The following is a 2,019-nucleotide window of genomic DNA, read 5'->3' as shown; positions in this document are numbered from 1 at the left end:
CAGGGTTAACGATGACAGGGGCCCAGGATGTCCAATAAAAGGCACCCACCTCAGAAAGCAAGAAGGACACGCTAACGCGCGCCTCTTCTTGCGGCGTTATACGGTGAAGCAACTGAAATGGTGGGACGAAAGTCTGATCTCATGGCTATCAATTACTACGACGCGATCGCGTTTAAACGACTAAGTGAAGTTGATCCAAGGGACATCATCGAGTTGATGAACGATCCCCTAGTGCGCAGGCACCTGCCGCTCGCGCGAGGTCGATTCGGGGAGTCGGAGTGTGCGAAGTTCGTGGCTGCCAAGGCGCGAATATGGGAGGTTGCCGGCTACGGTCCCTGGGCATTCATCCTAGACGATGTTTTCCTTGGATGGGGCGGTCTTCAGCCTGAAGGAAAGGATGCAGACATCGGAATAGTCTTGCATTCAAATCATTGGGGTGCCGGAAGAGTTCTCTTTCAGAGAATCATTGACTACGCATTTGGAGAACTCGGGCTGGACTCCGTCATGGCACTGCTGCCGCCGAGTCGAACTCGGGTAGCCGGCATGCGGCGGCTAGGGTTTCGCCTCGATGGCGACACGTTTGTCGAAGGCGAGCGCTTCGTCTGTTACCGTCTGATTGCTCCGGCGGCCGCTGAACCAAACACTTAGTTGGAGGTGTGCGGTTCGTCGTCTAACATGCGCTTGCACCTGAAACAAGCACTTGCAGGTGAAGCACAGCGTTCGAAGGCTTTAGGGGATAGCTGAAAGCGGTTACCTTTCTGAAGATGTTCGAAGCTCAGCCCACACGCTGGATAGTGTTGAGCGGTCCGAGTACTCATATGCCTAACACTTGTCCTGGTCAAGACCGTGCATCTGGCAGCTGGCGTAGAAACAATTCATGGCGGTTTTTCCAACAAAGGCCAATGACCACTGCCTTCACAGCTGTGATCCGTTAGGTTAGCCCTACGTGGCAGGGCTGGGCGGAAGATGTACCCGGAGCCAATGCGCAAGAACACACCATGGAAGCGCTGTTGGCATGCCTACGGCAGGCCCTGCGGAAAGCCCAGGAATTAAATCATCTGGATACCTTGGAGGCTACTGGAAAAGGTTGCGAGGAGCATTCCCTCGAATATTTTGCTGCACTCTCAATTCATCACCACCTAGATTAAACAATCTGATGCGATCACTGGAGCCGCCTTGCCCTATCATTTGCAGCAACTCCAAAGCAGCGGTGTCCGGAGCAAGAGAGTATGCAAAGAGTTCTTGTATCCAGCTTTGGCGATTGGGCCGGGAGTTCAGCCAATCCTTCCAAGGGGGTGGCTGAATCATTGGATGGAGCACCCGTAGCCGGAGCATCCATAAGCTCAGTCATTGCACCCAGCAGCTTCGATGAGATGCTTGGCTTGGTCACTAGCGAGATCAATAGGATCTCGCTAGACTGTGAGATTAAGCTGGGGGAGTTCTGTGGACGTAGCATGGTCACAGTTGAGCGACTTGCCCAGAACCTGTTTGACGCGACTCGCTATGGGAAGAGCGCCGCATCAGGCTCACATCCGCAGGATGTGGCTGTTGTTGAAGGCGGGCCGGCCACCTATTATTCAACGCTTCCGAAGCGAGCCATCGTGAAGGCCATGCGTTGCAGTGGCGCTCCAAGCGATCTATCTGACACCGCAGGAACTTTTGGCTGCAACCTACTCATGTATGGAGTGCTTCACCCTATCGCACAGCACAATCTCCCCATCAGAGCGTGCTGGATCCACCTTCCCTCACTTCCTGAAACAGCAGCACAAGAAGCAAACCTCGGTATGCCCAGCATGTCGTTAGACACGCAAATCTAAGGATTGAGAGCAGCCGTAGCCGCCGTGGTTGCTAACCAGAATGACATCAATGATCCGATCCGATCAATCTGGCAATAGTGCCATCACGGCGTTCCCTACTCAAGCATGAACATTGATCTCCAGGGTTACAGCAACGCTCCTCCGGATTGAGGTGGGTGCCTTTTATTGGACATCCTGGGCCCCTGTCATCGTTAACCCTGGG

Annotated in this window: 2 protein-coding genes; both read left to right on the top strand. The window is 54.0% G+C overall.

The window, feature by feature from the left end; all coding sequences use genetic code 11:
* Positions 1–141 precede the first annotated feature (141 nt).
* Positions 142–648 (top strand): GNAT family N-acetyltransferase, encoded by a 507-nt coding sequence (locus ACWJI7_RS14175; protein ID WP_479938863.1) that lies wholly within the window; start codon positions 142–144, stop codon positions 646–648.
* A 581-nt stretch (positions 649–1,229) separates the two neighbouring features.
* Positions 1,230–1,817 (top strand): pyroglutamyl-peptidase I family protein, encoded by a 588-nt coding sequence (locus tag ACWJI7_RS14170; RefSeq protein ID WP_479938861.1) that lies wholly within the window; start codon positions 1,230–1,232, stop codon positions 1,815–1,817.
* Positions 1,818–2,019: the final 202 nt, after the last annotated feature.

The organism is Cryptocyanus atlanticus LEGE 06306, assembly GCF_056633155.1.
Note: the sequence above shows the minus strand (reverse complement) of the source record. Positions and strands in the feature narration are given on the sequence as shown.

What these genes read in the sequence shown, in the direction of transcription:
- ACWJI7_RS14175 (WP_479938863.1), top strand. Translation starts at nt 142, where the DNA reads ATGGCTATCAATTACTACGACGCGATCGCGTTTAAACGACTAAGTGAA.
- ACWJI7_RS14170 (WP_479938861.1), top strand. Translation starts at nt 1,230, where the DNA reads ATGCAAAGAGTTCTTGTATCCAGCTTTGGCGATTGGGCCGGGAGTTCA.